The organism is Blautia sp. NSJ-175, from assembly GCF_022867815.1.
GTDB classification, from domain to species: Bacteria; Bacillota; Clostridia; order Lachnospirales; family Lachnospiraceae; genus Blautia; species Blautia celeris.
This window is the reverse complement of the sequence record NZ_JALIFQ010000016.1, coordinates 78776-100853: the sequence shown is the minus strand read 5'-3', so window position 1 is coordinate 100853 and position 22078 is coordinate 78776. Positions and strand designations below refer to the sequence as shown.

At 49.6% G+C, this 22078-nt stretch carries 22 protein-coding genes; 1 reads left to right on the top strand and 21 read right to left on the bottom strand.

Going from position 1 to position 22078, the window contains the following annotated elements; translation table 11 throughout:
• Nucleotides 1-133: 133 nt before the first annotated feature.
• Nucleotides 134-1132 carry a hypothetical protein gene (locus tag MUB35_RS21655; RefSeq protein WP_244806830.1) on the top strand — a complete coding sequence of 333 codons (999 nt, stop codon included), beginning with the start codon at nucleotides 134-136 and terminating at the stop codon, nucleotides 1130-1132.
• Between the two features lie 67 nt (nucleotides 1133-1199).
• Here the strand turns inward: MUB35_RS21655 and MUB35_RS21650 are convergent, their stop codons facing one another.
• The 21 genes from MUB35_RS21650 to MUB35_RS21550 form a co-directional block, all read right to left on the bottom strand.
• Nucleotides 1200-1685 carry a CarD family transcriptional regulator gene (locus MUB35_RS21650; RefSeq protein ID WP_033139881.1) on the bottom strand — a complete coding sequence of 162 codons (486 nt, stop codon included), beginning with the start codon at nucleotides 1683-1685 and terminating at the stop codon, nucleotides 1200-1202.
• 311 nt (nucleotides 1686-1996) lie between these two features.
• Nucleotides 1997-3076, bottom strand: coding sequence for a uroporphyrinogen decarboxylase family protein (locus MUB35_RS21645; RefSeq protein WP_244806829.1), 1080 nt, complete (start codon nucleotides 3074-3076; stop codon nucleotides 1997-1999).
• A 150-nt stretch (nucleotides 3077-3226) separates the two neighbouring features.
• A complete protein-coding gene (locus MUB35_RS21640; protein ID WP_244806828.1) occupies nucleotides 3227-4219 on the bottom strand; it encodes a LacI family DNA-binding transcriptional regulator in 993 nt (330 codons plus the stop codon).
• Nucleotides 4220-4349: 130 nt separating this feature from the next.
• Complete coding sequence (locus tag MUB35_RS21635; protein ID WP_033139884.1) at nucleotides 4350-5228, bottom strand: DMT family transporter; 879 nt, start codon at nucleotides 5226-5228, stop codon at nucleotides 4350-4352.
• A 7-nt stretch (nucleotides 5229-5235) separates the two neighbouring features.
• On the bottom strand, nucleotides 5236-6276 hold the full coding sequence (locus MUB35_RS21630; RefSeq protein WP_244806827.1) for a M20/M25/M40 family metallo-hydrolase: 1041 nt from the start codon (nucleotides 6274-6276) through the stop codon (nucleotides 5236-5238).
• Nucleotides 6277-6292: 16 nt separating this feature from the next.
• Nucleotides 6293-7651: an MATE family efflux transporter gene (locus MUB35_RS21625; protein WP_158587275.1), complete on the bottom strand. Its 1359-nt coding sequence runs from the start codon at nucleotides 7649-7651 to the stop codon at nucleotides 6293-6295.
• 70 nt (nucleotides 7652-7721) lie between these two features.
• On the bottom strand, nucleotides 7722-9017 hold the full coding sequence (locus tag MUB35_RS21620; RefSeq protein ID WP_033139886.1) for an ABC transporter substrate-binding protein: 1296 nt from the start codon (nucleotides 9015-9017) through the stop codon (nucleotides 7722-7724).
• 41 nt (nucleotides 9018-9058) lie between these two features.
• Complete coding sequence (locus MUB35_RS21615; protein ID WP_081960153.1) at nucleotides 9059-9898, bottom strand: carbohydrate ABC transporter permease; 840 nt, start codon at nucleotides 9896-9898, stop codon at nucleotides 9059-9061.
• A complete protein-coding gene (locus MUB35_RS21610) occupies nucleotides 9895-10788 on the bottom strand; it encodes a carbohydrate ABC transporter permease (RefSeq protein WP_103731314.1) in 894 nt (297 codons plus the stop codon). Before MUB35_RS21610 ends, MUB35_RS21615 begins: the two co-directional genes overlap by 4 nt.
• A gap of 15 nt (nucleotides 10789-10803) precedes the next feature.
• Entirely contained in the window at nucleotides 10804-13920 is a 3117-nt protein-coding gene (locus MUB35_RS21605) for a glycoside hydrolase family 2 TIM barrel-domain containing protein (RefSeq protein ID WP_244806826.1), read from the bottom strand.
• 15 nt (nucleotides 13921-13935) lie between these two features.
• Nucleotides 13936-14961, bottom strand: coding sequence for a LacI family DNA-binding transcriptional regulator (locus MUB35_RS21600; protein WP_033139889.1), 1026 nt, complete (start codon nucleotides 14959-14961; stop codon nucleotides 13936-13938).
• A 281-nt stretch (nucleotides 14962-15242) separates the two neighbouring features.
• Nucleotides 15243-16268 carry an SIS domain-containing protein gene (locus MUB35_RS21595; protein WP_103731316.1) on the bottom strand — a complete coding sequence of 342 codons (1026 nt, stop codon included), beginning with the start codon at nucleotides 16266-16268 and terminating at the stop codon, nucleotides 15243-15245.
• A gap of 20 nt (nucleotides 16269-16288) precedes the next feature.
• Nucleotides 16289-17005 (bottom strand): GntR family transcriptional regulator, encoded by a 717-nt coding sequence (locus tag MUB35_RS21590; protein WP_244806825.1) that lies wholly within the window; start codon nucleotides 17003-17005, stop codon nucleotides 16289-16291.
• 1 nt (nucleotide 17006) lies between these two features.
• Nucleotides 17007-17786 carry a fructoselysine 6-kinase gene (gene frlD / locus MUB35_RS21585; RefSeq protein ID WP_244806824.1) on the bottom strand — a complete coding sequence of 260 codons (780 nt, stop codon included), beginning with the start codon at nucleotides 17784-17786 and terminating at the stop codon, nucleotides 17007-17009.
• Nucleotides 17764-18498, bottom strand: coding sequence for a GntR family transcriptional regulator (locus tag MUB35_RS21580; RefSeq protein WP_244806823.1), 735 nt, complete (start codon nucleotides 18496-18498; stop codon nucleotides 17764-17766). Before MUB35_RS21580 ends, frlD begins: the two co-directional genes overlap by 23 nt.
• A 278-nt stretch (nucleotides 18499-18776) precedes the next feature.
• Complete coding sequence (locus tag MUB35_RS21575) at nucleotides 18777-19478, bottom strand: sodium ion-translocating decarboxylase subunit beta (protein ID WP_244806822.1); 702 nt, start codon at nucleotides 19476-19478, stop codon at nucleotides 18777-18779.
• On the bottom strand, nucleotides 19475-19819 hold the full coding sequence (locus MUB35_RS21570) for a PadR family transcriptional regulator (RefSeq protein WP_033139895.1): 345 nt from the start codon (nucleotides 19817-19819) through the stop codon (nucleotides 19475-19477). The genes MUB35_RS21575 and MUB35_RS21570 overlap by 4 nt, the downstream gene beginning before the upstream one ends.
• A 115-nt stretch (nucleotides 19820-19934) precedes the next feature.
• Entirely contained in the window at nucleotides 19935-20153 is a 219-nt protein-coding gene (locus tag MUB35_RS21565; protein WP_244806821.1) for a hypothetical protein, read from the bottom strand.
• Nucleotides 20154-20270: 117 nt separating this feature from the next.
• On the bottom strand, nucleotides 20271-21500 hold the full coding sequence (locus MUB35_RS21560) for a permease prefix domain 1-containing protein (RefSeq protein WP_244806820.1): 1230 nt from the start codon (nucleotides 21498-21500) through the stop codon (nucleotides 20271-20273).
• Nucleotides 21487-21837: a PadR family transcriptional regulator gene (locus MUB35_RS21555; RefSeq protein ID WP_033139898.1), complete on the bottom strand. Its 351-nt coding sequence runs from the start codon at nucleotides 21835-21837 to the stop codon at nucleotides 21487-21489. Before MUB35_RS21555 ends, MUB35_RS21560 begins: the two co-directional genes overlap by 14 nt.
• Nucleotides 21838-21885: 48 nt before the next feature.
• Complete coding sequence (locus MUB35_RS21550; RefSeq protein WP_033139899.1) at nucleotides 21886-22077, bottom strand: hypothetical protein; 192 nt, start codon at nucleotides 22075-22077, stop codon at nucleotides 21886-21888.
• Nucleotide 22078 lies beyond the last annotated feature (1 nt).

Sequence of the window (22078 nt, the reverse complement as noted above, 5' to 3'; positions counted from 1 at the left end):
CACCTCTGTATCTCATTTTTATCCGTAATTTTATTATACAATCCCTGTCAACCATAAATCCTATATTTCCTGCATTACAACTCTTTTTTTATTATATTTTTGTGTTAGAATAGTAATAAAAGGGGGGAATTTTATGGGCAAAACACTGGTAAAAATATTTTTAGTACTGGTATTTCTCGGGGTGCTGCTGAGTCTGCTGCCCTACGCATGGATACTGCTGATCCCGGCAGTCTTTTTGTACCGGAGAAAATTCAGGGAGGAACCGCTCAGGAAGAAAAAATACACTGCGGCACTGGGCGTTCTTTCTCTGTTGTCACTTGGTACCTTCGGCTACGCCCAGGCATCCGGCCCTGCGGTTGAAAAGATATCCATATCTCCCACATCCAACTATGAGATGGATGTGAATGCAGAATATCCGATCAACATTCAGGTCCAGCCTGAGGATGCACGCCTCAAAAATCTTGAACTGGTAACAGATAACGGCCTTCTGACCCTTGATTATTCTAAGGGCGAGACCTCCGGAGTGATCAAAAGCTCAGGGAAAACAGGGGAAAGCAATGTCTATCTAAAGACAGAGGACGGCAAAAGCAGCAACGCCATACATATCTCTGTTACGGATAAGAAAGCCGAAGCCGAGGCACAGCAAAAGGCTGAGGCTGAGGCTAAAAAACAGGCTGAGGAAGAGGCTAAACAAAAGGCAGAAGCCGAGGCCAAAAAGCAGGCCGAGAAAGAGGCAAAACAAAAAGCCGAAGCCGACGCCAAAAAACAGGCCGAAGAAGAGGCTAAACAAAAGGCAGAAGCCGAGGCCAAAAAACAGGCTGAGGAAGAGGCAAGGCTCCAGGCAGAAGCTGCCGCAAAGCAGCAGGCTGAGGAGGAGGCAAGGCTCCAGGCGGAAGCCGAAGCCCAGCAGCAGGCGGCTGAGGAGGCAAGACTCCAGGCAGAAGCAGAAGCTGCAGCCCAGGAGGCAGAGGCCGCTGCAGCCCAGCCCGTAGAGCAGATGGTCTGGCTCTCGGCGACCGGAAAAAAATACCACAGCATACCCAACTGCGGCAATATGAATCCCGACAATGCCCGCCAGGTTCCGCTTTCCCAGGCCGAGGGCCGGTATGAAAGATGTAAAAACTGCTGGTAAATTCCGCAAAGTAAAATTCCTGTGCACCATAAAGGCGCACAGGAATTTTACTTCATCTAGTCTGTTATTATAAATTTTTTCTGTCCTTTATAAAGCCATCCACTTCATCAGCGGAAATGTCCAGCGCATATGCGAATTCACTGTACAGCGCTTTCTCCGCTATCTGGCGGTACTTTTTATCCATGCTGGTAATAGAGCCTCTCTTCGTGGTTCTCTGGTACAGTGTTTTCAGAATTTTCACCCATGCTTCACATTCGCAGCTTGAAATGCAGGTCTTGTATTCCCGCTCCCTCATCCGCTCATTTGTAACCCAGAGAATATCAATGTCATCCATCTCGTCAATCAATGTCAGTGCCTCTTCTCTTGTCGCAGGTCTTCTGATATTGTGTTCACCTTCCACAGGGATGTATGCCTTCTCCTTTTCATCATCCACAGACTGCATGGTATAGTATATTTTCTTCCTGTCAGCCCCCGAAAAATCCAGAGTTCCCACTTTTTGAACCTTATACAATCCCCTGCATTTAAAAACTACAATATCGCCTTCCTGTATCATACGGCACGCTCCTTCCATATCCAGAAAAGCCCTGACCTGCCGAAAAGGGCAAGACAAGGCTTATCAATGCGAGTTCCTACAGTCTTAGTATAGCACCTTTCAGAAATTATTGTAAGTGTTATTTTAATGTATTGACAATTTTCAGCGATTCTCCCAATAGAAAGGCAGTTTTAGCTTGTACAAATCACACATATGCCCCTCTCTGTGACCTGTCCGCCTGCCCAGGCTTCCGGAGAGCGGCGCATTGGCAAACTAAAAAAGCGTAAATCCAAAACCTGGATTTACGCTTCCTGCCACTGGGTAATCTCATTTTATCTGTGGTACAGCTTATTATAATACTCCAGAGAATAGTGATACAGCTCGTCTCTGGCAATCTCTTCTTTTACAGGGTCCGGGGTCTCTGTCATGATCCACGCCATCATTCTGCCGTTCTCTCCGAAGTGATCCACATAGTCGCGGATTGCCGCACGGATCTGCTTTTCATCCCAGTCCGCACCGATATTGACGGGGAAACAGAAGGTCATCTGTTTTCCATAGGTGTTGTGCAGGAAATCCGGATCATTTGCGTTTGCCTGAGGTGTCCACATATCAATGCCCATCTCCAGCATTTCCGGCACATACTGCATATTGCGTCCGCAGGAGTGCAGTTCTATGAATTTGCCCTGGTCTTTTACGAATTTCAGATAACGGGATGTAGCCGGCATAAGCTGTTCCCGGAACATTTCGTTGGAGAAAAATCCGCTCCGCTGGGTTCCCCAGTCATCGTGATAGAGAACGCCGTCCACTCTGCCGTAATATTTGAAGATCTGCTCTGTACTCTCGATCTTATAGTCCGCCATTTTCTGGAAAAACTCCTCCAGAAGCTCCGGCTCCTCATAGAAAGCCACCAGGGATTCATCAAAAGGAATCAGCTCATGCAGCCTCTCAAAAACACCTTCCACGCACTCGTAAATATGAGGCCTGTCAGGGTCCAATGCCTTCTGCAGCTTCTCGCCGTCAGCCTTGAAATCCACAACTGACAGATCCGGCCACGAAAGCTCTTCCTTCCATTTTGCAAAGTCAGAGATGGTACGGGTTCCGGGACGGGTGATCATACCGTTGATTCCCTCCACCATGAACCAGTCAACACCCCACCAGTCATAACCATCCACCTCCGGAACCGGGTGTTCCTCCATGGCGTCCGGCCAAACTGTATTGGATTCATAAAAATACGCCGGCATCCAGTAAGGCTCTTCCCCTTTTACGCACCGGATATAGTTTTCCCTCACGCTGATAGGCCGTTTCTCAATGGGTGGCTTCGGCTGCTGGAAAATCCACGGAAAACTTCCCTCTGCCTGCCAATGTTTGGAATAATCCCTGTTTGCCGCTGTCTGCATAAATTTCGATACCATACAAAATACCTCCTGTCCTTTTTACACCAATAATACACTTCTCTCTTAATAATATTATTGTAGTCAATCAGGACAGAAGATGATAGAGCACTGCATTACAAAAATGGAAAATTTGAAAACTGCATTTTTGTATGGAGCATACCAACCTTTTTATTTAACCCTGCCTGTGCTGCCGCGCACGATAAGCCTGGCGGGCACAATGATTTTCAATCCGATCTCTCTGCCGGAGGCTATGTGTTCCTCCAGGATACGCACTGCTTCCTCACCTAAAAGTTCCATGTGAAGCCGCACGGTGGTAAGGGAGGGAACCAGATAATTGGCTACGGATATGTCATTATATCCCACCACACTCATATCTCCCGGAATCTGCAGCCCTTTTTCGCTTATGGCCCGATAACACCCCACTGCCAGCGCATCATTGCTGGCGAATACAGCCGTTGGCCTCTCCTTCTCCTCCAGAAGCTCACGGCACAGCACATAACCGTCCTCAGGTGTAAATCTCCCGAGTCTCACAAGAGACTCCCGAAATTCACCTGTCCGTTCCATATATTCTTTATAGGCCACAATTCTGCTGTCATACACTTCCTCGCCGTCCCTGTCCACCTCGTAACCGCCAATGAACGCTATTTTTCTGTGGCCCAGTTCGGTCAGATAGTCCAGGACCGCTTCCACAGACCCTGCCAGATCATTGACGACGCAGTCAAACCTGTCCGACTTTGGCATGGCGTCCAAAAATACGGTGGGCTTTCCAAACACCTCAATCTGCCTTACCATGCTCCTGCTGAATGTTCCCAGACACAGAAGCCCGTCAAGCCCCGCCAAATCCTTCAGTTCCTCCAGATTCTGTATCTGGCGGTATTCTATATTTTCCGCCTCCAGCTTTCTCTCCACTGCAAGACGGACGGTAAGATAATAGATATCCCGCAGTTCCTCCTCCCTGGTATAGGAGTAATAGACTCCCACCGCAAGGCGGCGCTTTCTGCTCTTTCTCTCTTTTAACTGATACTGCAGTTCCCTGGCCGTTTCAAATATCTTCTTTCTGGTCTCTTCCTGCACATTCAGTGTATCATCGTAATTCAAAACCCTGGAAACAGTTGCTGTGGAAAATCCGGTCCGATCTGCGATGTCTTTTATTGTAGCCATCTTAGTTACCTCTCTGCATGATACAATTTTCAAACACGCTCTAACATCATCTTACCATATCGCCCGAAAGCCCGCAATGGATTTATCCGGTTCCCTCCGTACCCGACGGAACACTTCACGAAGATTCCTCTCACATATCCCGCGCCTCTGCCGGCATCTCCGGCTCCCCTGCGGAATTCGCAAGTATGACAGCCCCCAGGATTATGACGCATCCAAGTATCATGCGCAGGGTAATGCTCTCATGGAGAATGATTACGGAAAATAAGGTTCCGAAGACAGATTCCATGGACAGGATAATGGCCGCCTTTGTCTCATCCACATATTTCTGGCACGCGGTCTGAAGAAGATAACATATGGTCGTGCTTATGATCCCAAGGTAGAGTACACTGCCCCATCCCTTTGCAGTGACCTGAAACTGTACCTGCCCGGAGGCTGCCATGAATACCAGGGACAAAACAGCGGCTGTACACATCTGAACAAAATTCAGCACAGACGCCCTGTATTTCTTTACAAAGATACTGGTCAGGAAAATCTGGAAAGCAAATCCCACTGCACATATCAGCGTCAGCCCGTCCCCCAGTCCCAGGGATAAGTCCTTATCCAGGGACAGAAGACCAACCCCCGCAATTGCCAGCACTGCGCCTGCTATCCCCTTCAGCCCCACCTTCTTTCTGCAGATCAAAAACGCGATAAACGGTACGATCACCACATTCGTCGCAGTCAGAAACGCATTCTTTGACGGCGTGGTATACTGAAGCCCTATGATCTGAAGGGAAAATCCAAGAAAAAGCGCAGTCCCCATAAGCGCACCTGCCTTTAACTCTTCCCTTTTCACACCTTTCAGGCTGCGGATGCTGATCCCTCCCATGAGCACAGAGGCCAGAAGAAAACGGATCGCCATGATCTGAAAAGGCAGAAGGCTGTCAAGGGCCATATCACTGGCTACGAATCCACCGCCCCAGATGACCGTGACTACGATCAGTCCTGCAATTGCCATGTATTTCTTCATAACAGCCTCACGCCTCCAGGGGCTTCAGACAGATATCCGGCCCGATACTGCATAAAAATTCCGCCAGCACGTCAATACATGCCTGTACATCACTCATACTGCACACCTCTGCCGGATTATGCATGTAGCGCAGGGGTATGGACAGAACCGTAGTCGGTATCCCCCTTCCGGCAACGTGGATGGCATCCGCGTCTGTGCAGGTCCTGCCGCAGCCGTTCTCCCACTGGCAGCTTATATCCAGATTCTCCGCCGCCTTTTTCAGGCGCCCCACCAACATTTTATGGCTGAAGGAGTTCTGCAGAAATACAGGTCCGCCCCCAAGCCCGATCTCTCCGTTTTCAATGGCCCTTGTCCCTTCATAGTCGCTGGTATATGTCACATCCACCGCAACCGCCAGAGTGGGGGCGATCCGGGATGCGCACCAGGAAGCGCCGTGTTTTGTAAGCTCTTCACCCACCGTGGCCGCTGCATAGACGCCGCATGTACAGCCCTTTTCTTTTGCCTTTCTGGTTGCTTCCAGTATAATGTACCCGCCCAGCCGGTTATCCAGTCCGCGGGCACAGAGCCTGTCATTCAGAAGCTCTCTGTAATCTGTGTCAAAGATCACCGGATCCCCCGGTGCTGCCGCCTCCATGGCGTCCTCCCTGGAAACCGCTCCGATATCAATGATAAGATCCGTGATCTCCGGCTCTTTCTTGTTCAGGGAGCTGTGATTGCGGACTGCGCCGAAAACAACTTTTCCGTTATGGATGACTCTGACTTTCTGCCCCGGATATGTGCCGGGATAGATACCCCCGGCTTTTGATACATGGAGCATTCCCTTCTCCGTTATATGTGATACCATCAGGCCGATCTCGTCCATATGGGCGGACAGCATGACCTTAATTTGGGATGCCGGATTGATGACACTCACCACATCGGCGATCTCATCCGTATAGATCTCATCCGCAAATCCCTCCGCGTATTTCATAACTTTTCTCTGTATATCCTCCTCAAACCCTGAGACGGATGCTGTTGAAAGCAGCTCATATAAAAATTCTCTGCTCATTTTCTCCTCCTTTCCTCTACACTGTTTGAAGCGCTCGCTCCCGCTTTTTATTGATCCGGTAATACAGGACTGCACTGAGCAGGAATCTGGATACCTGGTCCACTGCAATGATCAGCCAGACAGCCGTAAGCGGCAGTCCCAACACATAGGCCGCCAGCATACACAGCGGGATCCTGACGATCCAGATACCGAATCCCGCCACCAGCATGGGGGCATTTTTGTAGCCCATGGCCCTGATGGTCCCGTTGTATATCCTGGACAGGTTCTGGGGAATCTGGATAAATCCCATGACAAACACATACACAACGCCAATGGCCTGCAGTTCCGGCTTGTCTGTCATCAGCGTCATAAAGAACCTGGGCAGGAAAATGAGAAGTAGGGAGGTGATGGAACTGATCACAACCCCGACCTTCAGCAGTTCTTTGAAATATATTTTCCGCAGTTCCTCATCCTGCCTGCCGATGGCTCTCGCTGCCAGTGTGGTGGATGCTGTGCTGAAGCCGATGGCCGGCATCTCCGTGATCTCCTCTGCCTGTATGCCGAGCTGGTATGCGGCAAACGCCTGATTTCCGTAAAACAGGATCACCTTGCTTAAAATAATGGCAGAGAACTGCCAGAACATACTCTCCAGCGCTGCCGGAATCCCTGTTGTGTATATGTCATAAATGCACCTTCTGTCAAAGCTGAAAAACCGGTGCGCTGCAGGCATTTTCCGGAACAGCCCGCCCTTCTTTTTATACAGCAGATAAAGCCCGGTGCACGCCCCCACCGCCTGAGCAGTCACAAGGGCAGCCGCAGCCCCCTTGATTCCCATGCCTGGAACGCCGAAAGCGCCGAAGATAAAGCAGTATCCGCACACAATGTTGACCACATTCATGAGCACCGCAATATACATGGGCACCTTGGTATTGCCGTACCCCTGGAAAGATGCCGTTACCACGGTCATGATCACCACAAAGGGAAATCCAAACACAATGGTCTTCATATATCCCTGAGCCAGGGACAGAATCTGGGCATCTTTTGAGAAAAATCCCAGAAAAAGCGGTGCCTGAAAATACAGCACCACCTGAAAGATAAGTACAATGATCAGCTCTGTCAGCATGGTCTGCTCCGCGATCTTCCTGCACTCCTGATGTCTCCCCGCGCCGTATGCACGGGCGATCAGGACCGTGGCACCGATTGCCACGCCCTTGTAAAAGCACCATAAGGTATCCGTGATCCGGATACAGATTCCCTGTGCGGAAATATCGTTTGCAAGCAGTCGTCCCACCATAGCCGTGATCACCAGGTTAGCTGAGATCTGAAGTATGTTTTCCAGTATCATCGGAATAATGATTTGATAAATTTCCCGTTTTATAGCCTTTTTTCCGTACACAGAAACCTCCATCCTTTTGAAAACGGGTGTCATAAGGCACCCGTTTCCAGTTTATGTGCTGTCTATTCTTTTATTTGCCGAATTTTGCTTTCATTTCCTCCTGTTCCGCATTGAGAACTTCTGTGGGGTCACCGTTGTTCAGCATAACCTTTGCCATGGAGTTCTTGGACATTTCCAATGCCTCCGCAAAGTTGGCTGTGTAATTTACCTGTGGGACAGTCTTTCCTATCTCTGTGAACAGGTCAAAGATCTTCTGGCCTCCGAAGAACTCATCTCCCTCTTTGAACACGTCAGATTCCAGCGCTTTTAAGTAAGAGGGGTACAGGCCGTAATTCTGGAATCCTTCCACATTGGCATCCACGTCCTCCATAACGTATTTTACGAATGCCTTTGCCGCCTCAGCGCTCTTGCTGGCTGAAGGCACGGCAAGAACGGAACCGCCGTTTGACGCGCCCTGGCTTTCCGAGTCTGCCTGGAACTTCGGCAGCGGCATAACTGCCCACTTGCCGTCCTGGTCGGGAACCGCATCCTTGATGGAACCAACCATCCAGACAGCGTCTGCGATACATGCGAACTTGTCTGCGCCCATGCCGGCTACCATGTCATCCCATGAGGAGTTGTTGAAGGTAATGCCCGCGTCGTACATTTTCTTACAGGTCTCCATAGCCTGGATGGAAGCTTCTGAATTCACCTGCGTGTTGCCGTCCTTGTCAAAGTAGAAGCCGCCGCCCTCCATCATGAGAAGCCTGTATGTAGTATCATTTCTGGATTCCGCCATGCACAGCATGTCAGCTCCTGTCTTGTCTTTTAAAACTTTTCCTGCTTCAATGAAATCGTCCCAGGTCACAATATCCTCTGCCTTGATCCCTGCCTGCTCGAACAGATCACTTCTGTAGAACATGCCGCACGGGCCGGAATCCCAGGGATAGGCAATAACTTTGCCGTCAACCGTGCACTCTGACAATTTGATGGGGAAGAAATCATCGGGGTTGATCATATCTGTGAACTCTTCAAATTTTCCCGGGAATTTCTCTCCGAACTTTGCCATCTGTTCGCCTTCAATGGACACAATGTCAGGAAGTCCGATACCTGACTGCAGGCATGTGGTCATCTTCTGATACACCTGGTCTACGCCCATCTCCTCAAAGTTAAAACTCACATCCGGGTTTTCCTCCTGGAACTTTTCCGCCCACTCTTCCAGATGGGCCAGTGCCACGTCCCAGCTCCAGATCGTGATCTCACCGGAGAGTGCGCCTTCCTTATCACCGGAAGCCTCCTTTTTCGCTCCGCCGCTCCCGCCGCAGGCTGTCAGGGACAATGCCATCACTGCTGCTGTTACCAATGCCGCTGCTTGTTTCTTTTTCATTTCTTTATTCCTCCTTAAATTTTTTTACAGAATCAAATACACTACTCTTTCACCGCACCGCCCATGACGCCTGCCACGAACTGCTTCTGGAATACCAGGAAGATGATCATAATAGGCAGAACCGCGCAGACGGTCGCCAGCATGATCACACCGTAGTCTTTTCTCCACGCCACACCATCCAGCATAGCCAGGGCTACAGGGAAGTTGTACATGGATTTTGTGCTGAGAATGATCAAAGGCCACATAAAATTGTTCCACATACTCATGAACATATAGATTCCCAGGGCACCCACCGCAGGTTTCTGTGAGGGGAGCACCACCTTCAGGAAAATACCAATCTCCCCGCAGCCATCTATTCTGGCAGCCTCAATAAGGGAGGTTGGGAACGCCAGCATATTCTGCCGCATCAGGAAAATACCGAAGGCTCCGGCAAGACCGGGAAGCACAACCGCCTGATAGGTATTGGCCCAGCCGATATTGTTCATCAGCGTGAACAGCGGCACATACATTACCTGTGCGGGAATCATCATGGTTATCATGATAAGGCCGAACAACAGGCCCTTTCCCTTAAATTCAAACTTCGCCAGCGCATATCCCGCCATGGAGTGCAGCACTATGGCAAGGGCCGTGTAGCTGACTGTCATGATGGTGGAATTGGTAAGGATCCTCACAAGGTCCATTTTCTTGTTCAGGTTCGCAAAGTTCTCTGCCAGATGGGAGCCGAAAAACAGTTTCGGCGCTGCGCTCAGGATCTCCGCATTGGTGTTCGTGGCTGACACGAACATGAAATAAAAGGGAAACAGGGAGATCAGTGCTGCTATGGTCAGGAACACATAGGTGAAAACCTTGCGTCCGCTTATCTTCTTTCCTGTTGTTTTCACGAATTGTCACCTCCATTTGTAGCCTTGAACTGGACAAAGGACAGTATGCCGATAATGATCACCAGGGCATAGCTGAGTGCTGCCGCATACCCGAATTTGTAATACGAAAATCCGGTGTTGTACAGGTAATGCCCAATGGTTATGGTGGCATTGTCCGGCCCTCCTTTTGTCAGTACAAAGGACTCATCAAACAACTGCAGGGTTCCGATCGTGGAGGTAATGCTTACAAACAGGATGATGGATTTTACCATGGGAATGGTGATCCGGAAAAACTTCTGTAAAAAAGAGGCCCCGTCCATATCCGCTGACTCGTAAAGCTCTGTGGGGATTCCCTTCAGCCCGGCGATCATGATAATGGTGTTATAGCCGGTCCACCTCCAGGTGATGCCCATAATGACAACAGCCCTTGCGCCCCACACGGAATTCAGCCAGTCCACACCGCTCCATCCTACAGAGCGGAGAAAATGGTTTACCAGACCGAAATCGGTGTTGAACAGCAGTTTAAAGATCATAGCATAGGCAACCAGTGCTGTCACAGAGGGCAGAAACACGCTGATTCGGTAACAGGTCCTGAATTTCAGGAAATTCTCTTCCACCAGAACTCCCAGGATCAGGGACAGGATCACCATAACAGGCACCTGGATCGCCAGATAGATAAATGTATTGCCCAGGGACTTCCAGAACACCGGATCCCTGAACATGGTCACATAGTTGTTGATTCCGCAGAACAGGTACTCCCCGCCCTCAAAATCATAGAAGCTCAGCGCCAGCGATTTGATCACCGGATAGACCATGAACACCCCGAACAGGACTATCATCGGCAGTAAAAATATGTACGGCGCCGTTTTTTTGTTCACAAAGTTTCTTCTTCTTTCTTTTCCCCCAGCCATTTTTCTCTTCCTTTCTTACCTTCTCCTGTATTGCTCCGCCTTCTTAGCAAGGCCTTCCCGCTCTGCTCCGAAAATCTTCCAGGTAAATGCAAAGGGTTCGGGATAAAGCCTGTCTTTTTCCAGACACTCAGCGCCCCAGCTCGCACTTCCAAGCCCATGCTGTGCATAATCTACGGACAATTGGATATGTTCTGTCCTGTGCAGCTCGTTTGTGTGGGAGGCCTGTGTCAGATCTTCCTGGGTGTAGTGCAGTGCGCCAAAGGAGAATACTTCTTCTGATGCTATGCAGATTCCGCTGCCTGAATCTGTGAGAAACGCGGCCCAGCGGGTATCCTGATGGTTTCCTGTCTCCTGGGGCACCACGTAGGGGAAGTAAAAATCCTCCACCTGTTTTTCCCATAAGCCCACCGGATTTCCATCCCTGCAGTCCGGGTATGTCTCCAGGGGTCCTCTTCCATACCAGACAGCCTGCTCACAGGATTTGTCCAGCACGAACCGCATGCCGATCCGCGGGAAACTCTCCGGAAGCTGGACACCTGTGGGAACACCGCTGTATCTGGCGGTCACCAGTCCGTCCGGTGTGATGCGGTATTCCGCCTCCACGATCACTTTCCAGTCCACGGTAATGGGCGCGTATATCTGGGAAACCAGGATGGAAACAGCCTGTTCCTGTTCTCTCACCGTCACCTTCTCCACCATGTTCGTCATAGATTTCAGCATGCCTTTTTCCCAGATCTGTGCTACGTTCTTGTCATTGTCAACAGGAGCTCTCCAGAAGTTCAGGCCAAGTCCCTTTCTGATCAGGCGCTCCCCGTTTACTGTATAGCCGCTGAGATATCCGTGGATTCTGTCAAACTCGGCGGTGAAGTTTTTCCCTTCTATATAGATGGTTCCGCATTTTTCCGTGAGACAAAGACCGCCGGATTCTGTTCCCTCCGAAACTGGATGTGCTGCCGGTTCTGCCTCTTTTATGCACTCCTGATGGAAGGCTGCTTCGTAGTGTTCTTCTTCGGTCCACTCCTGCTTTTCTCTGAAGCGTACGGATATTGTGAGCCAGATATCCTGTGTCTCTGTCCAGTCCTCTGCAGTCTGCGGGTCATACAGCGCAATGTGCCTGCTGCCGTGAGGGGCAATTCCGCCCAGATCTGCTTTTCCTTCCAATAGAACTCCCTGCAGTGTATGGACCCGGAAGGTTCCTTCCAGATGGGACAGATCCGTAAAATCGTATTTGTTGTGTACTGTGATCTCTCCGGTGTCCTTATCAAACCCGGAAAAGGTCACCGGCTCCATCACCTTTTTCACCTGCAGGACAGCCGGAGTCGGTCTTCTGTCTGCCTGCACCAGGCCGTCACAGCAGAACGCGCCGCTGTTTGGATAATCCCCGTAGTCTCCGCCGTATGTAAAACAGCTTTTGCCTTCCCTGTCATATTTTTTGATTCCGTGGTCGATCCATTCCCAGATAAAGCCGCCCTGCAGCCTTGGGTACCGCTCAAAGATCTCCCAGTATTCCTTCAGCCCGCCGGGGCCGTTTCCCATGGCATGGGCATATTCGCAGACCACATGCGGCTTCTTCCTGGTAGTGTCTCTTCCCAGGTCTTCCAACGCTTTGTGCCTGGTGTACATAGTGCTGTAAACATCTGCAATGGAGGCATCCCTGTCCTCCTCATAGTGCACCAGTCTGGTGGGGTCATACGCTTTTATAAACCTTCCGCTGGCAACAAAGCTGCTTCCGAATCCCGATTCATTTCCCAGTGACCAGAACAGGATACTGGGATGGTTCTTGTCTCTTCTCACCATGCGCTCAGCCCGGTCCACATAGCTCTTCTCCCACAGGGTATCATCACTGATCCGGTTCATGTTTTTGGTGTAAGCCATCTGGTTGCATTCCAGGTCAGCCTCCTCCATGACATAAAAGCCGAGACGGTCACACAGATCCAGGAAGTCCGGGTGCGGCGGATAATGAGCCGTGCGTACGGCATTGATGTTATACTGTTTCATCAGATACAGGTCTGCCAGCATATCTTCCTTTGTAATGCATCTGCCTGTCTTTTCATTCCAGTCATGCCGGTTTATGCCTTTTAATTTGATCGCTCTGCCGTTTACCCAGAACAGGCCGTCCCTCAGACAGATTGTTCTGAATCCCACCCATTCGCCGTAGGATTCCACCACCTCATCTTCTCTCTTAAGCGTGATGACCAGCCGGTACAGATTCGGCTGTTCCGCTGACCAAGGCCGTATGTTGTCCGGTCCGGCCTCTGCAAGATAGTCTGTTTCTCCTCTGCTGCCGCGTATCCGGCGGGTGTCTTTAAAAATAACCTGTTCCCCGTCAAGCAGCTCTGTCTCTACGGAAAGCTCTGTCTCATCTTCCGTATGGTTCTCAAAGACAGCCTCCAGCCGGAACTTCCCTCTCTTTCCCGGCACACTGCAGGTGTCCTGCTGCTCCGTCAGCAGCTCTGATGTGATACGGCAGTCCAGCATGTGTATTTTCGGCCTGCTGATCAGAGATACATCCCTGATGATTCCGGCAAACCACCACATATCCTGGTTTTCCAGATAGCTGCCGTCACAGAATTTGTAAACCTTTACTGCCAGAACATTGTCCCCGTCCTTTAAGGCCTCGGTCACATCAAACTCCGCCGTATTGCGGGAGCCCTGACTGTATCCTATAAAAATGCCGTTGAGCCATACATGGTAAGCGCTCTCCACACCGTCAAACCGCAGGATATATTCCCTGTCCTTCTGCTTCTCTTCACAAAAGGTATAGCGGTAGACGCCTGTGGGATTGTCCGCCTGTATCCCCGGGTCATCCAGGATAGGAAAAAGTGCTATGGCGTCATTGTAATGGGGAAAATCACAGCCATTTAACTGCCAGTGTCCCGGAACCGGCATAAATGCAAATTCCCGGTCATCATAAGTTTCCTCCACACATTCTTCAGGTACATAGAAAGGAGACTCATAATATGCGAATTTCCACTGTCCGTTCAGCAGACGGAAATTTCCGCTCTCCTCTCTCTTTCCTTTCACGGCTGATTTCCTGTCCGGATAACCGCAGTAAAACGGTCTGACCGGAAGGCGGTTCCTGCCAAGAACCTCTACATTGCTCCAATCCCTGTGTCTGTATAAGTATTCCATTTCTTCCCCCTTCTTTTATTCAGGACAGCTTTCCCTGAGTATCAACTGATTCGGGACCACTATTTTCAAGCCCCGCTCCCTGTCGGTCCAAAGGCATTCCATCAGTGTTTTGGCTGCCATCATACCAATCAGGTCATTGTGCAGCTTCACTGTGGAGAGAGCCGGTGTCACAAAGGACGCTGCCTGGTCATCATTACAGCCGATGATCGCCACGTCACCCGGAACTGCTATTTTTTCTTCCTCCAGAGCCTTTAAAAAGCCGATCGCCATGGTGTCGTTCTCCACAAACACAGCTCTGGGGAGCCTTCCCTTCCGGATGATCTCTTTTCCCAGACGGTAACCGAACTGGGTATGATTGGACTGGGCCAGGTAAATATATTTTTCATCGTATTTTTCCAGGCTTTTCATGATCTGGCGGAAATACAGGAACCGTTCATCCCTGTGGAGCTTTCCATTGACTTCAAGCCCATAAGTACCCATATATCCAATGGTGTCAAATCCCTTTTTCAGAAAAAAGTCCAGCGCTTTTTTCACAGCCTGTTTAAAATCATTTACCACACAGTCGGCTTCCAGCTTCTCGTCTTTGAGCTGAAAGTCAGCGCATACCACCGGCAGCCCGGAGTCCAGCACAGCCCGGCGGAATATCTTTTTCTGATACCAGAGCGTTGAGTAACCCACAAAGACAAGCCCCTGGTACCCTGAAATCCTGGATGCATTGGCATCCAGCATGGGCTCAAACACCTCTTTTACCTTGAAACCGTTTTTCTCCAGCTCCATTTTAATGTTCATGCGGATGACCTGGTAAAACCTATCCTCCACTTCCTCTGTCTCGCCGTACAGGAGCATGACGCCTATGGTGCCTCTCGTGCCCTGGATGGCGGAATATTCAAAACACCGATTGTATCCCAGCTCGCCTGCCGCCTCCAGGATTCTTTCCTTGGTCTTCTGTGAGACCGAGAAAGTAGTGTCATTTTTCAAAACCCTGGATACGGATGCGGCTGATACTCCGGCCCTCTGTGCAACATCCCGTATTGTAGCCATATCCCCACCTCTTATTTACTTAACGCCTGTTTTGTTTAGTTAATATATTATTTGTTTAGTAAATATATGTATCTTCCTTACATCCTCACAATACTTGAATTAATGGGGTTTGTCAACAATATATTTCGTATTTTCCCGCATTTGTTGTGCATATCTGATATTTTTATGACTTTTATATAAATTCCTACCCCATATATTTAGTAAATATACATAAAAGAAAAGGGCTGTTTTCCATGGTAAACAGCCCTTTTCTTATGCAGTTAGTAAATTTATTTACTATATCAGTATTCCACCACACCGTAATATCTCCGGTCATCAGGATTGTGATCCCTCACCACGGAGAAATAGTAACAGAACCACTCCAGCGGCACGAACATGACAAAGGGTGCCAGATCCGGGTGAAGCCCCATAGCGAAATCCGCGTAGTCAAGCACAATGGCGGTTCCTTTCCACCGCTCCACAAACTGCAGTGCCCTCTGTGTGATCTCCCTGGCAGAATCTGTGGGAACCAAAAATAAAAACGGAACGCCTGATTCCACGATCTCCAGGGGACCGTGACGGAATTCACCGGCCTGGATCACCGCCCCGTGAGACCAGAGAAATTCCATGCCGGTGATAACGCCCTCCTTATAAGCAAGAGGGACCATGGAGCTGGCTGACACTGTGTAAAATCCCTTCAGACTTCGCAGGGGTTTTGTCATTTCCAGGGCCTTCTTTTCAAAGTTTTCAATGTGGTATCCAAGCACCTCGGGCAGGCGCTTCATATCGGACAGTATTTTTTCCATAACCTCTGTGCTCTCGCCGCGGTCTATGGCAGTGCGGGCGATCAGGGTGTAAAGCGCCGCAAGCTGGCATTCCCACATGGCCTCTGCGTGATAATCCACCACAAAGTCTGCCTCCTGACCCAGAGGATTCTCCTCCCTCTGATTGCAGACACCCACTGTCATGATTCCCTGCTTTCCGGCTTTTCTGAGTCCTTTTACGATTTCTTCCGTGGTGCCTGACTGGGATATGAATACCGCCAGCATTTTTCTGTCACCATAGACCGGCATGGAATCTATGAATTCCCACCCGGTGTAGGCATTTACTGCCAGTGTCGTGTATTTGTCCGCCAGGTATTTTGCTGTACTGCCGGCAGCGCTGGAGCTTCCGCAGCCGACAAAACAGATACGCTCCACCTGATTCTCTTTGATATAAGCCAGAATGGGGGCTATTTTAGCGTCCGCTGTCTCCAGAAAATCCGCCACCTCTTTTTTCATGTCTGCTGTTACTAAAAAATGTACCTCTTCTTTGTTTAGATTCAACATATCTCTTTTCCTTTCTTCAGTCACTGTATCAGTTCTATTTCCAGTTTCACTTTGTCCGTCCGCATATAGGCCCTGCAGTATTCCACCACCTTTCCCTGCCTGTCATATGTTTGGAACGTAAAGAGAAAAACACTGCTGCCCTCCGGTATCTCAAGCCATTTTGCCTCTTTTTTCCCTGCTTTAACAATCGTTACTTCCTGTCTGGATTCGTGGAGCCGGACGCCTCTCTGTTCCATAATCTCATACAGAGAAGACGTCTCCGGACTGCAGGAACGGACCTCCCCCAGTATCTCTTCCGGAACATAGGTGTATTCCACAGAGACGGGAAGGCCGTCCCCCAGACGGAGCCTCACGATCTCATGGATTCCCCCGCCCTGTGCAGGCATCTCCATATGGGAATACAGAGGCGCACAGGACAGCATTCTCCATGAAAGAATCCTGCTGCCGGCCTTTCTGCCCTGTTCTCTCATTGTCTGGGTAAATCCGCAGAGGCGGCACACATCCCCTTTTCTGGGAACTGAGGAGGCATAAGTTCCGGAACCGTGTCTCCGCTTTATCATGCCCTCACTTTCCAGAACGGCAAGCGCGCGGCGTATGGTCATTCGGTTTACATAAAATTCTTCCGCTAATTCCCGCTCTGAAGGGAGTCTGCTGCCCAGCGGATATTCCCCGTCTTCTATTTTCTTTCGGATAGCCCCGGCTATGCCGGCGTATACGAAACGGTCACCCCCCGCCATATCACCAGGCTCCAAAGTGGCCGATCGTGAGGGCTGCTTTGTCTGCCCCGGCCTGCATACAGCGTTTCAGCGGCTCACCTTCTAATGCTCTGCTTAAAAATCCCGCAATGTAGGAATCTCCCGCCCCCAGGGTGTCCACCGCCTGCGCGCCCGTAATGCCAATGGCTGTGTATTCTTTTCCGTCGTAGGCAACACTGCCGTTCTCTCCCAGTGTTGCTATTACGCAGCCTGCCCCCTGTTCTTTTACGCGTTTTAAAAGGTTTCTGGTAAATGTGTTGTCTTCCCGGCAGGAGAAGAAGGCATAATCTATATATGGAGCCAGAGAATCTATCTTAGGGGCGTCATATTTGTTTGAGAAATCATAAGATGTTTTTACTTTGGACGGCAGTCTGCCCAGACAGGCATCACACTGTCCCCAGACTGCCATATGTACACAGTCAAAGCCCGCCAGATACTGCAGATCCTCGTCAGACAGCACAAATCCCTCCAGAACATTCAGAAAGTCCTCCCCGAATTTTCTGTCTCCATCCACAAGTTCTATGTATGTGACTGCTGTCTTCCCCTCTTTTCTCTGCATACGGACAGTCTCCACCCCCTGCTCCTTTAACTTTTCCTGCATCATGTCACCAAAGGTATCTGTGCCGATCCAGCCCAGGTACGCGGTGTCCATGCCAAGCTGCCGTCCGTAGACAGCCACATTCACCGCGTTTCCGCCGGGATAGGCCCATCCCTGCCGCTCATAGAAATCCACGCAGTTGTCACCGATCGCTGCCAGCCTCATAATCTTCCTCCATCCTTAAAATACTGGTAAATCTGCATCTGTCACCTTTTGTGAGGGAGCAGGCATATTCCACCTTAACTCCGTTTTCATCAAATGCCCGCATTTCCATCACTGCCAGGGCATCTCCCCGGCTGCAGTTTAAAATCCCCGCCTCCCTTGCATCGGCTGCCCTGACGCTCATAGTCTGCTTTCCCCGGATCAAGTGTATTCCGTACTCCTCTTCCAGAAGGCGGTACAGGGAACCGGTCAATGGTTTTGTCTGCAGATTCGGGGCAATGCAGACGGGAATATAGGAGATTTCAAGGGCTGCCGCCTCCCGGTCCACGCTGCGCAGGCGGACGGTCTCTGTGATATCTGACCGGGGCGTCAGCCCAAATTCCTCCGTCAGCGCGTTCCCTGCCGGAATCACCCTGCAGGACAGAAGCTTTGTGGTCACGGTACTTCCGTTTTCCTGTGCCATTTGGGAAAAAGATTCAAAACGCTCCATGTGCCTGAGTATTTTCTTTTCCGCGGCAAAGGTTCCCACACCTTTTACACTGTATACGATTCCTTCCTCCTTCAGCCGTTCAAGCGCTGCCCGCACAGTCCCCTTCTGTACTTTGAACCGCTCTGCCAGTTCCTCATTGGACGGCAGACGCCCGCCTCCTTCCAGATGGCTGTTCTCTATATACATCCGGATTCGGTCTGAAAGATAAAACCTGTCTCGGCGCATTGTATTCCCCCTTTCAGTATGTATACCAATTAGTTATTTTTCTATACTGCAGACTATACACGCTAAAACACAGAGGAGCAAGAGGGGGAGGGGAATATCGTGAATATGCATAGTAAACGTGATTATTTCTTCTTATATAAATGGATGGTGGGATTTTTGTATCATATTTTCAGATGTGGTAAAAGAATTTACTTTTAGGTCTCGCCGCCCGCCAGAGCGTGTTTGAACTGATCACTGCAGGAAATAAACCAATGCCAAAAGGGAGATGCTGTGCAGTCTCACAGCATCCCCCTCTGTTCCTCTTTTTCCTGTCTCCTTCTTCTGAAACGAAGCGCAAGCAATACAAATGGCAATACAATCTCAGCCAGCATGATAAGGGCAGGGAAATGAAACTCCCAGGTAAATTCCCAGTATCTGAAAATCTCTCCGTTGTTATAAATCCAGGAGACAGTCCCGGCAGCAGCAAGTCCTGCAGAGATTATGGATAAGAGCAGGCTGTTTGTCTTCCTGCTTCCCAGAAAACGATACATATCCAGACATGCCAGAACAAAACCACCTGACATCATCCAATTTCCAATCATGCCTACCGTATAGCTGACAAATATGGAAGTGGGGCCATCCGCACCGCCAATCAGACTGACAGACTCCCTGAACTGTCTTTGAACCATACTCTTCATATAAAGATTCATAGCAAGGATATATACCGCATAAACAGCCGCCGCTGCACCGAGCACTAAAAATATATACCTGAAACCGCCGGGTTTTCTCTCCGCTCCCAGCTCCGCGTTAAACCGATCCGCCACCTCTTTCGGGCTTCCCAGATCCTCCAGTATCTTATCCACGGACCAGCCGGCTTCCATTCTGGCATGGATATCCGTGCCCAGATCCGCATTGATCCTGACTTTCATTTTCAAAGGAACCTTCAGTTTTCGCTCCACTGCGTTTACATACTTTTTGATTTTTTTCTGGTCTTCTGTCATTCGTCTCCCTCCCCGCATAATTTTGTGATACAGCTCTGGAAATGGGTCCACAAATTTCTGTACTCCCCGTATGTCTCCCGGCCCTTTTCTGTTATGGTATAATATTTCTTCGGCGCCGCTCTCCCCTCTCCGTTCTGCCAGAAAGATTCTATGAGTCCGCTGTCTTCCAGACGGTAGAGAACAGGATACAGGGTACCCTCCTTCAAATCAAAAAATCCTTCTCCTCTCTGTTCCAGGTTCTGAAGAATTTCATATCCGTAAGTGCTCTTCTCCTGCACCAATCTGAGGACCACCATATCCAGGACACCTTTTTTAAGCTGCTGCGCAAACTTATTATCCATACCTGTCCTCCTTTTTATAATACTTAGTATTACTAAATACTATTATATACTAATACTATCTCATGTCAATCATTATATTTTGACACGCTCAAATTTCTGAAATTGCTGCCCGCTCTTACTTATTATATTTCCGCTTAACTGCCCTGCCCACCAGGAATAAAATAAGCCCAGGCAAAAGGAACTCAATCCCCCTTACAGCCACGAACAGACGAAACGGAGCGGAATTACTCATCTCATCATATTGATAAAAATCCACACTGCTTCCCACACAGAACCCCACTGCCAGCAGCACGGCAAAACCATAAAATACTTTATAGATATTTTTTCTGTCCATTCATACCTCCTGCTAAGTATCTGCTGTCAATCACAGTATAACAAATCCCCCGTCAAAAAGAAACAGCCCGGCATGTCTCTTTCCGAACATCCCGGGCTGTTGCCGTATACTGCGCAGTCAAGCTGCTCTCTTTGTGGGCAGCTCCGCCTTAGGCAGTACCTTATCGTGCCTGTGCATATGAAGAAACGTCCCCAGAAGAATATAATAAAGATAGAGGGCACCCCCATTGCTGAACCTATTGACAGAAAAAAACGGAAAAAACACCTGACTGATATCCCCAAATCCCATCATCGCCAGAAGAGAATATAATACCATCATACTAAAAGCGGTCAGCACACCGGTGCATATGATATTGCAATACTGGTTCGTCAGCTTCCTGATATCATACAGCATCCACATAAAAACACCGATGATCAGCAGGATCATAACAAATATCCCCAATATTCCCGCACTGCCGAATAACCGCAGAAGCATTCCCGGGGTATCATCCATATCCAGGTATTTTCGGACACTCTGTGCGATCCTGTGGTCCCGGATGGCCCTGTATACCATGGGAATCCCAAAAAGCGCCAGCAGCCCGGGAAGACTCCATAATTTTATAAGGAACTCACGCCTTTTTATCCGGAACCATCCCCTGCGGACAGCAATCGTTAAGATGATCACATGCGCCAGTACGATCATGAATGTAAAAAAGTATTGCCGGGAAATCATACTGAGCAGACACACCACACCGGCAATTGCCAGCAGCCGGCGCACTTCACCATATCCGCCCTTCCGGTAATAAAATGCCAGCCCGCCAAATCCGGCCACGTTACTGAACAGCATGGTCTGATATGCCGTGTCGGTCAGATGAAAGCCTGAATCCTCAACAGCCGCACCGCCGAAGACACTTATCATCATAAATACGGCACTGATTATAAAAAAGAGAAGCCAGAGCTGATAGGGCTTGGAGAAATATTCCTTCCTGTAACCGCCAAAAGAGAACATGAGCAGAAAAAACAGCCCGGTACCGCGCCAAAGCATATACCTAGAAACGTCGTCCGGCATTTCACCCTTAAAATACGCAATCGCAAGCACTACAGTCAGCAGGTCGATCCCTATAAAAAACAGCAGAAGCTTTACATCCAGCCGTGTTCTGTGCACCTTGTCAAGCTCAATCCCCGTCTCCACCGGGTCGCCCATCTCCTCCACGGCCCTTTCCACAGCCTCCTCCCGGCTCATTCCCTTTCTCCGGAAATATTCCGTATCCTCCTCAATATGTCCCAGCAGCTCCGTTCTGATATCTTCCCATATACTCTTGCAGCGGATCTGCTCTTCCACAGTCTTCAGATACTCATGAACCTTCATAGGCCGGCCCTCCCAGTACACGTCTGACTGCCGTTTCGTATGTCTCCCATTCTTCCTTTTTTCCGTCCAGATGTCTGTGCCCTTTTTTTGTGATCCTGTAGTATTTTCTTGTCTTTCCGCCTGCTTCCCTCTCGTATGCCTCCAGAAATCCCTTCTCCTCCAGTCCGTGAAGAAGCGGGTAAAGGGTGCCTGCTTTCAGTTCAAATACATTCTGCGACCTGTCCCTCAGCGTTTCGATCATCTCATATCCATACATTTCCCGCTCCGACAAAAGCTGAAGCAGCAAAAGCGTTGTACTGCCTGACAGCAGGCTTTTATCCAGTTTATTTGCTTCCATTACCGTTCCTCCTCTCAGCAGATGATGCCGTCTGCAGCGCCGCAATACTCACTTTCTGAACAGAGTGGCGATCATAGCTGCCACGAATATGGGCACCCACATAAAACAAAGGCCGCACAGCAGCCGCATCACAAATGTCAGGCCCGAGTCTGCCAGAAGTCCCATTCCGATACACGCCGCCAAAATACTGAAGATGAGAGCGGCTGCACTCAATATGATTTTTCCCGTCCTGGTTTTCATA

What these genes read in the sequence shown, in the direction of transcription:
- MUB35_RS21600 (WP_033139889.1), bottom strand. Translation starts at nt 14,961, where the DNA reads ATGGCTACAATACGGGATGTTGCACAGAGGGCCGGAGTATCAGCCGCA.
- MUB35_RS21640 (WP_244806828.1), bottom strand. Translation starts at nt 4,219, where the DNA reads ATGGCTACAATAAAAGACATCGCAGATCGGACCGGATTTTCCACAGCA.
- MUB35_RS21565 (WP_244806821.1), bottom strand. Translation starts at nt 20,153, where the DNA reads ATGGACAGAAAAAATATCTATAAAGTATTTTATGGTTTTGCCGTGCTG.
- MUB35_RS21555 (WP_033139898.1), bottom strand. Translation starts at nt 21,837, where the DNA reads ATGGAAGCAAATAAACTGGATAAAAGCCTGCTGTCAGGCAGTACAACG.
- MUB35_RS21620 (WP_033139886.1), bottom strand. Translation starts at nt 9,017, where the DNA reads ATGAAAAAGAAACAAGCAGCGGCATTGGTAACAGCAGCAGTGATGGCA.
- MUB35_RS21610 (WP_103731314.1), bottom strand. Translation starts at nt 10,788, where the DNA reads ATGGCTGGGGGAAAAGAAAGAAGAAGAAACTTTGTGAACAAAAAAACG.
- MUB35_RS21550 (WP_033139899.1), bottom strand. Translation starts at nt 22,077, where the DNA reads ATGAAAACCAGGACGGGAAAAATCATATTGAGTGCAGCCGCTCTCATC.
- MUB35_RS21650 (WP_033139881.1), bottom strand. Translation starts at nt 1,685, where the DNA reads ATGATACAGGAAGGCGATATTGTAGTTTTTAAATGCAGGGGATTGTAT.
- MUB35_RS21605 (WP_244806826.1), bottom strand. Translation starts at nt 13,920, where the DNA reads ATGGAATACTTATACAGACACAGGGATTGGAGCAATGTAGAGGTTCTT.
- MUB35_RS21570 (WP_033139895.1), bottom strand. Translation starts at nt 19,819, where the DNA reads ATGGATAATAAGTTTGCGCAGCAGCTTAAAAAAGGTGTCCTGGATATG.
- MUB35_RS21560 (WP_244806820.1), bottom strand. Translation starts at nt 21,500, where the DNA reads ATGAAGGTTCATGAGTATCTGAAGACTGTGGAAGAGCAGATCCGCTGC.
- MUB35_RS21645 (WP_244806829.1), bottom strand. Translation starts at nt 3,076, where the DNA reads ATGGTATCGAAATTTATGCAGACAGCGGCAAACAGGGATTATTCCAAA.
- MUB35_RS21595 (WP_103731316.1), bottom strand. Translation starts at nt 16,268, where the DNA reads ATGTTGAATCTAAACAAAGAAGAGGTACATTTTTTAGTAACAGCAGAC.
- MUB35_RS21630 (WP_244806827.1), bottom strand. Translation starts at nt 6,276, where the DNA reads ATGAGCAGAGAATTTTTATATGAGCTGCTTTCAACAGCATCCGTCTCA.
- MUB35_RS21590 (WP_244806825.1), bottom strand. Translation starts at nt 17,005, where the DNA reads ATGGCGGGGGGTGACCGTTTCGTATACGCCGGCATAGCCGGGGCTATC.
- frlD (WP_244806824.1), bottom strand. Translation starts at nt 17,786, where the DNA reads ATGAGGCTGGCAGCGATCGGTGACAACTGCGTGGATTTCTATGAGCGG.
- MUB35_RS21580 (WP_244806823.1), bottom strand. Translation starts at nt 18,498, where the DNA reads ATGCGCCGAGACAGGTTTTATCTTTCAGACCGAATCCGGATGTATATA.
- MUB35_RS21635 (WP_033139884.1), bottom strand. Translation starts at nt 5,228, where the DNA reads ATGAAGAAATACATGGCAATTGCAGGACTGATCGTAGTCACGGTCATC.
- MUB35_RS21655 (WP_244806830.1), top strand. Translation starts at nt 134, where the DNA reads ATGGGCAAAACACTGGTAAAAATATTTTTAGTACTGGTATTTCTCGGG.
- MUB35_RS21575 (WP_244806822.1), bottom strand. Translation starts at nt 19,478, where the DNA reads ATGACAGAAGACCAGAAAAAAATCAAAAAGTATGTAAACGCAGTGGAG.